This is a genomic window from Microbacterium sp. (assembly GCF_035554235.1).
Taxonomy (GTDB): Bacteria; Actinomycetota; Actinomycetes; order Actinomycetales; family Microbacteriaceae; genus Microbacterium.
In genome coordinates, this window is record NZ_DATMIO010000232.1 from 1 (window position 1) to 9,444 (window position 9,444).

9 protein-coding genes are annotated in these 9,444 nt (G+C 67.2%); 6 read left to right on the forward strand and 3 right to left on the reverse strand.

The genetic code is table 11. The features are described 5' to 3' along the window. Nucleotides 1-103: 103 nt before the first annotated feature. The gene (locus tag VNT50_RS12040) at nucleotides 104-1,042 is read left to right on the forward strand and encodes an alpha/beta hydrolase (RefSeq protein ID WP_325485360.1); all 939 of its coding nucleotides are present in this window, start codon (nucleotides 104-106) and stop codon (nucleotides 1,040-1,042) included. A 151-nt stretch (nucleotides 1,043-1,193) separates the two neighbouring features. Beyond that, nucleotides 1,194-4,058: a DUF6351 family protein gene (locus VNT50_RS12045; protein WP_325485361.1), complete on the forward strand. Its 2,865-nt coding sequence runs from the start codon at nucleotides 1,194-1,196 to the stop codon at nucleotides 4,056-4,058. A gap of 47 nt (nucleotides 4,059-4,105) precedes the next feature. On the opposite strand, the gene VNT50_RS12050 is transcribed toward VNT50_RS12045, so the two are convergent. After that, a complete protein-coding gene (locus VNT50_RS12050; RefSeq protein WP_325485362.1) occupies nucleotides 4,106-5,104 on the reverse strand; it encodes a magnesium and cobalt transport protein CorA in 999 nt (332 codons plus the stop codon). Between the two features lie 49 nt (nucleotides 5,105-5,153). Here VNT50_RS12050 and VNT50_RS12055 point away from each other — a divergent pair, with 49 nt between their 5' ends. Both VNT50_RS12055 and VNT50_RS12060 read left to right on the forward strand, forming a co-directional pair. Continuing rightward, complete coding sequence (locus VNT50_RS12055) at nucleotides 5,154-6,527, forward strand: TrkH family potassium uptake protein (protein WP_325485363.1); 1,374 nt, start codon at nucleotides 5,154-5,156, stop codon at nucleotides 6,525-6,527. Then, nucleotides 6,520-7,218 carry a potassium channel family protein gene (locus VNT50_RS12060; protein ID WP_325485364.1) on the forward strand — a complete coding sequence of 233 codons (699 nt, stop codon included), beginning with the start codon at nucleotides 6,520-6,522 and terminating at the stop codon, nucleotides 7,216-7,218. The genes VNT50_RS12055 and VNT50_RS12060 overlap by 8 nt, the downstream gene beginning before the upstream one ends. Nucleotides 7,219-7,266: 48 nt before the next feature. On the opposite strand, the gene VNT50_RS12065 is transcribed toward VNT50_RS12060, so the two are convergent. Further along, nucleotides 7,267-8,508 (reverse strand): hypothetical protein, encoded by a 1,242-nt coding sequence (locus VNT50_RS12065; protein WP_325485365.1) that lies wholly within the window; start codon nucleotides 8,506-8,508, stop codon nucleotides 7,267-7,269. Nucleotides 8,509-8,629: 121 nt separating this feature from the next. On the opposite strand from VNT50_RS12065, the gene VNT50_RS12070 reads away from it, so the two are divergent. Further along, nucleotides 8,630-8,836: a three-helix bundle dimerization domain-containing protein gene (locus VNT50_RS12070; protein ID WP_325485366.1), complete on the forward strand. Its 207-nt coding sequence runs from the start codon at nucleotides 8,630-8,632 to the stop codon at nucleotides 8,834-8,836. Nucleotides 8,837-8,862: 26 nt separating this feature from the next. Here VNT50_RS12070 and VNT50_RS12075 read toward each other — a convergent pair whose 3' ends face one another. After that, a complete protein-coding gene (locus tag VNT50_RS12075; RefSeq protein WP_325485367.1) occupies nucleotides 8,863-9,081 on the reverse strand; it encodes a three-helix bundle dimerization domain-containing protein in 219 nt (72 codons plus the stop codon). A gap of 191 nt (nucleotides 9,082-9,272) precedes the next feature. Here VNT50_RS12075 and VNT50_RS14330 point away from each other — a divergent pair. Continuing rightward, the coding region (locus tag VNT50_RS14330; protein ID WP_349255497.1) for a substrate-binding domain-containing protein at nucleotides 9,273-9,444 on the forward strand (172 nt) is incomplete at its 3' end.

Genomic DNA, 9,444 nt, shown 5'->3' on the forward strand with positions numbered 1-9,444 from the left:
CGATGATCATGTGTGCGGCAAGAGGACGTGTGATGAAACGGCGGCTTGCGTACAGCATCAGGATATGCGATAAATGCTTTTAGCACCCGATCAAAGGAGATCCATGTCCCTGAATCCCTTCTTCGAAGCCAAGCTGGCTCCCCTTGCCGGCCTCACTCAGGAAGGCGCGGGCACGCCGGGAATTCTCGATGACTTCCTGGCCAGCCCCGCCGGCTGGACCGTGCCGGAAGACGTCGAGATCTACGACCAGACCTGCGACGGGCCGCACGGCCCCGTCGGCATCCGCGTCTACCGGTCGAACACGTCGTCGGACTCCCGCCCCGGCCTGTTGTGGATGCACGGCGGCGGCTTCGTCGTCGGCACGCTGGACTGGGCGGAAGCGCACGTGGTCGCCGCCGAACTCGCCCACCGGGTCGGCGCGATCGTGATCTCGGTCGACTACCGTCTTGCGGCCGGTGAGGTCACCTATCCCGTTCCGCTCGACGATGTCATCGCTGCATGGACCTGGCTCGAGGCGAACGCGCGAGACCTCGGGGTGACCTCCGGACTGTACATCGGCGGCGGCAGCGCGGGAGCGAACCTCGCTGCAGCGGCCGCGATGCGTCTGCGCGACGAGAAGCGCGCCACACCCAAGGCGATGCTGCTGGCCTATGGGGTCTTCCACTTCCCGGTGCCCGGGATCTCTGCCGAGCAGCACGTGCAGATGTCCGTACTCCCGTCCTTCCTGCGCGGGACGCCCGAGGGCCACATCGGCGCCTTCCGCAACTATGTCGGGAACGTTCATCATGTTCCCGTGTATGCCACCCCGGGCAATGGCGACCTCCGGGGCATGCCGCCCGCGGCGATCGTCGTGAGCGAGTACGACGAGCTTCGCGCGTCGAGCGAGACGTTCGCGGCGCAGCTCGAAGACGCGGGAATACCGGTGCAGACCTATCACGCCCTGGGGATGCTCCACGGGCACCTGAACTGGCTCCCGTCGGACGAGCTCCCCGAGGTCGACGCGACGATCGCCTTCTTCGCGCGCTTCCTCACGCGCAGCTGAGGCGCGCCTGACCGCGCCCGAATCGCCGGCGCCGGGCGCCGACGCCGGGCGGGACATTCGAACTTTCGTTGACGACCGTCACGAACCCTTCTAGCATTGCGGTGGGCGACGACGTGGTCGCTCACGACGACGATGTCGAAGGGTTCGGTTGATGAATATCAGAAACGCCCGGGGATTGGCGTGTGCTGCGATAGCAGCGGTGATGGTCGCGGGAGTGCTGAGCGCCCCAGCCGCGACCGCCGCCGGCAAGACGGTCTCGATCGAGGTTCTCTCGAGCAGGCCCGACTCGGTTTCGGGAGGGGATGCCCTCGTAGAGGTGCGCGGTGCCGCGCCCTCTTCGCGCATTCTCGCCGCCGGCGCCGACGTGACGGATTCATTCCGGGCGAGCGGCGGAGCGCTGCTCGGCTCGGTGGACGGCCTCCCTCTCGGCGCGAGCGAAGTGGTCGTGACAAGTGCCAAGGGACACGAAGCCGCATCGCTGCAGGTGATAAACCACCCTGCCAGCGGACCGGTTTTCACGGGGCCCCAGCATCCCATGTACTGCACGGCCTCCGGTGCGCCCTGGAATCTGGGTGCGGTCGATGAGAACTGTCATGTCGCGGCGCCCGTGGTCTCGTACCGCTACCGCACGACGGCGGGTCAGTTCGCCGATTACCCGACCGACGGATCCACCCCCGCAGACCTCGCCGGTGCAACGGTCGACGGCAACGAGGTTCCCTACATCGTGCGAATCGAACGGGGCACGATCAACCGCGCCGTGTACGAGACGGCGGTGCTGCACGAGCCCGGCGCAGCCGAGCCCACTCCGTGGGAGCGATCGCCCGGCTGGAACGGCAAGCTCGCCTACACCTTCGGCGGCGCGTGCGGAGTCGGCTACTGGCAGGGCACGAGCACGGGCGGGGTGCAGAACGATCTGCTCCTCTCGCGCGGATACGCCGTCGCCTCCGCGACTTTCAACGTCTACGCGCAGAACTGCAACGACGTGACGAGCGCCGAGACGGCGATGATGGTCAAGGAGCACCTCATCGAGCAGCTGGGCCCGGTCACGTACACGATCGGCTCGGGCCCGTCGGCCGGCACGATGCAGCAGCTGCTCGTGTCCAACAGCTACCCCGGCATCCTCGACGGCGTGCTGGGCGAGGTCGGCTACCCCGACGAACGCTCGACGACCATCGGCGGACACGACTGCCGCGGCCTGCTGAACTACTGGGGCTCCCCCGCCGGCGCCGGATGGACCGATGCGCAGAAGATGGCGGTGACCGGTCACGCGACGCCGAACACGTGCTTCGGATTCACGTTCTTCGACGGGGTCGACGACCCGAATCGCGGGTGCAGCCCGGCCATCCCGGTTGCCGACCGGTGGTCGCCGACCAACCCGGACGGCCTGCGCTGCACGATCGCCGACATGGTGAAGAACGTCTATGGCACCGACGAGCAGGGGCGCGGACTGCGCATCATCCCCGACAACGTCGGCGTACAGTACGGCCTCGACGCCCTGCAGGACGGCGCGATCACCCTGGACCAGTTCCTCTCGCTCAACCAGAGCATCGGCGGGATGGACATCGACGGCAACCGCACGGCCGCACGCTCGGAGGCGAGCGTCGAGGCGATCGAGCGTGCGTACGCCACCGGGCGGATCAACCTCATGACGGGCGGTCTCGAGACGATTCCGGTCATCGAGATCCGCAACTACACCGATCCGACCGGTGACTTCCACGAGCGTTACCGCTCCGCCATCATCCGCGAACGGATGCTGAACGCCTGGGGAGATGCCGGCACCCACGTCAGCTGGACGGGGCCGAACGACTTCCAGCGGACGGCGGAGATCCGCATCCTCGCGCTGACCCAGCTCGAGGCGTGGCTCGACAACCTCGAAGCGGCAGGTGGACCCGGCGATCGTGCACGTACGATCGCTGCCCGTCCGGCCGGCCTGGTCGATGGATGCTACGACGCGGCCGGTGCGTTCATCGAGGAGGTTCTGGACTACGACGATGCGGGCTCGGCGTGCAACACTCTGTACCCCTATCACTCCCAGCCGCGCGCGGTGGCGGGAATGCCGCTGGCCACCGACATCCTGAAGTGTCAGCTGACGGAGCCGCTGCGCACCGACTACCCGGCGATGACCGACGACCAGTGGGCGGCGCTGACCGGCGCCTTCCCCGGCGGCGTCTGCGACTGGACACAGCCGAGTCAGGGCTACACCGAGCTCGAAGGCACCTGGCTCGACTTCGGCGAGACCGACATCGTTCCGCTCGCCGACATCGGCATCTCGGGCTCGGCCAGCGTCGGGTCGCAACTGACGGCACTCGGCTCCTCGAGCACCCCCGGTGCGATCCTGTCGTACCAGTGGTTCGCAGACGATGAGCCCCTGGTCGGTGCCACGAGCGCCACCTTCACACCCGGCGCGGATGTCGTCGGCAAATCGCTCACGGTTCGCGTGACGGCGAGCGCCGAAGGCTTGGTGTCCAACTCGCTGGTGTCCGATCGGACCGCGAAGGTCGCCCTCGCGGCATCCCCGACAATCGTGGGGGTTCCCGTCGTGGGCGGGAAGCTGGTGGCAGATCCCGGCACATGGACCGAAGGGACCCGCCTCGAGTACCAGTGGTTCGCCGACGGCGTCGCCCTGCGTGGAAAACAGGGCGCGACTCTCAAGCTGACACCCGTTCACCTCCACCGCTCGATCTCGGTGACCGTCACCGGTTCCCTGAACGGGTACGAGACGATCGCACGCAGCTCCGAGCCGACGCTCAAAGTCGCCCTCGCGACGGCGGGATTCGTCCTCGGGCTCCCGATCCCGGGTGCCACCGCGACTGCGGTTCCGGGCCTGTGGACGCGGGGCACAGCGCTGACCTATCAGTGGCTCCGCGATGGCGAACCGATCGCGGGGGCAACAGGCAAGACCTATCGGTTCACCGCCGCCGACCGGCGCCACTCGATCTCCGTCGCCGTGACGGGGACCCTGGCGGGCTATCCGACCATCACGAAAGAGTCCATCAACGCCCTGCGCGTTCGCTGAGCCAGGGCGGGGCGGTCCTTTGCGATCGCCCCGCCTGCGCTCTGCAGCTAGAGCCAGTGCTTCTTGCGGAAGACGACGTAGAGGGTGACGCTGGTGGCCGCCATGAGAGCGATCGCCAGCGGGTAGCCGATCACCCAGTGCAGCTCGGGCATGTAGGTGAAATTCATCCCGTAGATCGTGCCGACGAGTGTCGGCCCGAAGAGGATGGCCGCCCATCCGGAGATCTTCTTCACCTGCTCGTTCTGCACGAGAGCGGTATCGGTCTGCCGTTGCGTCACCAGGGTGGCGTTCACCGTAAGAGCGTTCTCGAGGATCGAACGGAAGGTGCCGATCCGATCGGTGATCCTCAGCGAGTGGTCGTGCACATCCCGCAGCGACCTCTGCAGCTCGAGGTCGACCTTGTACTTCTCGCCGCCCCGGAGGAGGCCCTCGAGCATGTCGGCCAACGGCTGTGTGGCGCGCTGGAACGTGATGACCTCGCGGGAGAGCTCGTAGATCCGCTGCGAGAGCGACGCGCTGCCCCCGCCGAAGAGCACGTCTTCGATCTCGTCGATGTCGTTCTCCACACCGGCCGCGACCGGCTGGTACTCGTCGACGACCTCGTCGAGGATCGCGTACAGCACGGCCTCCGGACCGAGCGCGAGGAGATCGGGCTGATCCTCCAGCCGGCGGCGGACACGCCCCAGATCTGGTGATTCCGCGTGGCGGATGGTAACCACGAAATCCGGCCCGACGAAGACGTGCAGCTCTCCGAACTCCACCGTCTCGGTCGCGTCGATGTAGCGGGCCGGCCGCAGCACCGTGAAGAGGATGTCGCCGTATCGCTCGATTTTTGATCGCTGATGACCGGCCAGCGCATCCTCGACCGCCAGCGCGTGGAGGGAGAACTCCGCCGCGACCTGCTGAATCTCCTCGGGGGTGGGGCGGAACAGGCCGATCCAGGCCATTCCGCTGCGCGCGCGCATGTACTCGAAGGTCTCCTCCAAGCTGGTGGGGTTCTCGATCCGGCGGCCGGCTACGTACACGGCGTTGTCGACGATGGGCATCCTGCCATTGTGCAACGCCCGCGCGGCGACGGAGGTCTAGTGTTACTCCGTGAGCGTTCGCGTGAGGGTGCCGGCTCGACGGGCGCCCCGGCATCGCCGATTCGCGCTGAAGCCCGCGCAGACGGTGGTAGTGGGTTTCGCGGGCGTCGTCGCCGCCGGTACCGTGCTTCTGCTCCTGCCCGCATCCGCGATGGCGGGGAGGCCCCCGTCGTTCGTGGACGCTCTGTTCACGGCGACGTCCGCGGTGTGCGTCACCGGGCTGACGGTGCTCGACACCCCCACCTTCTGGAGTCCGTTCGGCCAGGTGGTGATCATGGTGCTGATCCAGCTCGGCGGCCTCGGCATCATGATCTTCGCGTCACTGATCGGCCTGATCCTGGCGCGCAAGCTGACCGTGCGGGCGCGCCTGAACACCGCGGCCGAGGCGAAGTCGGTGGGCATCGAAGACGTGCGCGGACTCGTCCGTGGCGTCGTGCTCATCTCCCTCGTAATCGAAGCCGCCACCTTCTTGGTGCTGTTCCTGCGCTTTCTGTTCGGCTACGGGTACGACGTGGGAAAGGCGGCCTGGTACGCGGGGTTCCACGCCGTGTCGTCGTTCAACAACGCCGGGTTCGCCCTCTACACCGACAATCTGATCGGCTTCGTCGACGACCCGTTCATCTGCCTGCCGATCGCCGCGGCGATCATCCTGGGCGGACTGGGCTTCCCGGTCATCATGCAGCTGCGCAAGGAGTTCCGTCGTCCGCTGCACTGGTCGATGAACACGAAGCTCGTGCTGTGGGCCACGCTCGTCCTGCTCATCGGCGGCACCGTCTACATCACCGCCATCGAGTGGAACAATCCCCAGACGTTCGGCGCCCTCGACCCGGCCGCACGGGTGCTCGCCGGCTTCTTCCATTCCGTGCAGACACGCACCGCCGGATTCAACGCGATCGACATCGGCGCGATGCGGCCCGAGTCGTGGCTCGGCATGGACGTGCTCATGTTCATCGGCGCGGGGCCCGCGGGCACCGCCGGCGGCATCAAGGTCACCACCTTCGCGGTGCTCTTTTTCATCATGATGACCGAGCTGCGCGGCGAAGGAGCGGTGAACATCTTCGGCAAGCGCCTCTCCCGCGCCGTGCACCGCCAGGCCATCACGGTGGTTCTCGTCGCCGTCGCCGCGGTGATGGCGGGCACCGCCTCGCTCATGATCCTCACCGGCATCGACCTGGACCGCATCCTCTTCGAAGCGATCTCGGCGTTCGGCACCGTCGGGCTGTCGACCGGGATCACGCCGGGCCTGCCCGACGCGGCGAAGATCGTGCTCGTCGCCCTCATGTTCATCGGCCGCCTCGGCCCATTGACCCTGGGTTCGGCGATCGCCTTGCGCGAGCGCCGCATCCTGTACGAATACCCCAAGGAGAGGCCCGCCATTGGCTAGTTTTCGATTCTTCGGCGGCGACAGCTCGCGCCGCATCGCGGAGGCCGACTCGGTCGCGGTCATCGGGCTCGGCCGGTTCGGGAGCTCCCTCGCTCTCGAGCTCATGGCCGGCGGCACCGAGGTTCTCGGGGTAGACGTCGACGAAGAGCTCGTCCAAGCCCTGAACGGTGAGCTCACCCAGGTCGTCCGGGCGGACTCTACGAGAGAGGAGGCGCTCCGCCAGCTGGCGATCGACGAGTTCGACCGGGTCGTCGTCGCGATCGGCGACGACATCTCGGCATCCATCCTCACGTGCTCAGTACTGATCGGCATGAAGATCCCGATCATCTGGGCCAAAGCCGTCGACGACCGGCACGGCCTGATCCTGGAACAGCTGGGCGTGCACCATGTCATCTATCCCGAGAAGGACATGGGCCGCAAGGTCGCCCACCTGGTGCGCGGTGCCGCGCTGGATTACATCGAGGTCGACCGAGGCTACGCGCTGGTCAAGGCTGCGGCCCCCGAGGTGCTCCTCGACAAGCGGCTCGGCGACACCGGGCTGCGCAGCGCCTACGGCGTGACGATCGCGGCGTTCAAGCGCGACGCGGGGTCATGGCGCAATGCAGACGCCGACACGATCCTCCACGCCGGCGACACGATCCTCGTGGTCGGCCCGACCGCGGATGCCGAGAACTTCGCGCAGCTGCGCTGACGCTGACGGTCGCGGCGCGGAGTTCGGCCGACGACACCTGAGCGCGACTCAGGGGATGTGCCAGAACTGGTTCCCGAGGCCGTACACGTTCCAGATCCACCAGCCTTGTCCGACGAGACAGGCGACGAGGACGGCGACCCTCCACGTCGTGCTGCGCGGCTGCGCCAGGGCCCCCCAGAGCGGCGACAGAGGAAACAGCAGGCGGAAGACGCTCGATTGCGGAAGGAAGACCGCGAGCAGGTACAGCAGGTAGCTCGCCGCCCACAGCCTGATCTCCATGCCCAGGCGCCGGACGTGCGGTTCGAAGAGCAGGAGGGCCGCTGTCGCTGCAACCCCGACGATGATCGCGCCCAGCGCCCACACGGGATCGAGACCCCACTCGCGGAACCAGTAGTCGGCCGCCTGGAGCCATCCTTCGAACGGCACGAACTCCCCCTCGTCGCCCATCCAGAGTCGCCGCCACGACAGCTCCGTCTGCAGATAGGCGTCGGATCGTCCCGTCACCCATCCCGCGATGACCGGCCAGGACAAGCCCAGCGCCGTCGCGAGCGCGGCCAGGGCGACGATGTGAACGGGCTCGTGCTTGCGAAGCGGCTCACGTCGGCGGGAGATCCACCGGCCGATGCCGAAGAACCCCAGCATGAGCGCGAAGGCCAGCACGCCGGGCCGCAGAAACGCCATCGCCGGGACGAGCGCGTACAGCCACCCGTACCTCCGGCGTTGGAGACCGACGATGCCGAGCATGATCAGCAGAAGGAAGAGGGTTTCGGGGTAGGCCACCTGGAACATCGCCCCGAGCGGCGCCGATGCGAAGAACGCGACCGCCCACAACGAGGCGGCTTCGCCCACCTTGGCCACCAGCATCCGGCGCAGGACGATGCAGCACGCGTATCCCGCGGCGAACGCGATCAGCACCGCGCCCGCCCCCCACGAGCCCAGTGCCGCACCCAGAGCCGACGAAAGCCACGGATAGAGCGGCATGAACGCCCAGGCGTTGTGTGCGACATCCCCCGCATCCGTCAGCGGGAGCACGGTCGGATAGCCTTCGGCGGCGATGCGCTGATACCACTGCGCGTCCCACGCGAGTACGTACGTGGGGATGCCCGCCCCTGGCCCGAACCGGGATCCCGGCGGCGACAACGCCCCCGCGAGCAGCAGGAATCCGGTGGTCACCAATCGCGACGCGAGGTAGATCACGCCGACACGCAGGGCGCTCGAGCCGAAGACTCCGCGCCCCGCGTGAGCGACGGCGAGTCGCTCGCGCGCTGCAACGTCGGTCGACCCGTTCAACTGCCTCCCAGTGGTTCTGCCAACCACACAGCATGCGGGTTGCGGGCAGGCGACCGGCACATTACGCGGAGGTAGCGGTGCGCAGTAAGCTTCACACGCTGATCAAAGGGATGGAGCTGCTGTGGCCGATAAGGGCATCGACGAAGACATCGCATTCCACGACATCACCGCGCGGTTATCCGCCAAGTACCCCGAGGTGCCCGCCGACCGTGTCTCCGTGATCGTGGACGAGGTCCGTACGGAGATGGCAGCCGCCAAAGTGCGCGACTTCGTGCCCGTCCTCGCGGAGCGTGAGGCGAAGAAGCGCATCAAGCAGGAACGAGCGTAGCCGCACGGCGCGCGTCACCGCCGCGTCTACGCCCCTTGGTGGTGGACAGCGCGCAGGCGGCGGAGCACATTGTGCTCGACGAGCACGGGCACGTAGTCGCGTAGTCGTGCGCCGTCGAAGGACTCCAGCTCTTCGGCGATGAGCGCGAACACCGCGTCCTCTTCCACTTCAGGAAAACGCAGTCGCAGACGGTCCGCGAGATAGACGAGTGCCTCGAACTCGGTCTCGGGGTCTGTGCAGCTCACATGCCGATTCTCCTCCCGATCATGGGCGGACGGGGGCACAACGCCGACAAGAGCGACCACTCGTGCAGTCGCGACGGGGCAGCCGGACCGATCACCCGATCGGCGCTCGTTCATTCGGCGTTCATGTTCGGCGCTTTCGATCGACCGTCCAATAGACGAGTATCTATATAAGCGTCGGCCGTCGCGCGCCCATCGGCCGACGGGATTCCGTCGAGCGAAGGAAACACCGTGACCATGAGCCGGGCGTCGATGTCGTGGTCACACCGACGGGTACGACCGCAGGATTCCGGGCATTCTGCAACGGCGAGATCGACATCTCGAACGCGTCCCGCCCGATCTCCGACGACGAGATCGCCGCGTGCG

Excerpts from the sequence above, each read along its gene's own strand:
- VNT50_RS12040 (WP_325485360.1), top strand. The coding sequence starts at position 104 with ATGTCCCTGAATCCCTTCTTCGAAGCCAAGCTGGCTCCCCTTGCCGGC.
- VNT50_RS12045 (WP_325485361.1), top strand. The coding sequence starts at position 1,194 with ATGAATATCAGAAACGCCCGGGGATTGGCGTGTGCTGCGATAGCAGCG.
- VNT50_RS12050 (WP_325485362.1), bottom strand. The coding sequence starts at position 5,104 with ATGCCCATCGTCGACAACGCCGTGTACGTAGCCGGCCGCCGGATCGAG.